At 38.9% G+C, this 280-nt stretch carries 1 pseudogene; it reads left to right on the forward strand.

Features of this window, described 5'->3' with window-relative positions:
* Nucleotides 1-280: pseudogene (locus AAEY62_RS22030) on the forward strand (diguanylate cyclase); the annotation flags it as partial.

A 280-nucleotide genomic window follows, 5' to 3' on the forward strand; every position in this document is an offset into this window, starting at 1 on the left:
GTACTTAGCTACCGCAATAGAGCGAGTAAAAAAGCGCGAGCAACTCGAAGCCGAAGTTAAAATTCGCACCCAAGCACTTACACAAAGTAACGCAGCGCTTAACCTTGAAGTCGAACAACGTAAACGAGCCCTACCACGCCAGCAAATTTTATTTAAAATATCGGAGCTGGCAACACAAGCTAAAAATATTGATGATGTATATTTACAACTGCATGAAATTATAAAGTCGATAACCTATGCTGATAACCTTTATATTGCACTTTATAACAAAGATTCTGGC

The organism is Pseudoalteromonas sp. GW168-MNA-CIBAN-0100 (assembly GCF_040309225.1).
Lineage (GTDB): Bacteria > Pseudomonadota > Gammaproteobacteria > Enterobacterales > Alteromonadaceae > Pseudoalteromonas > Pseudoalteromonas arctica.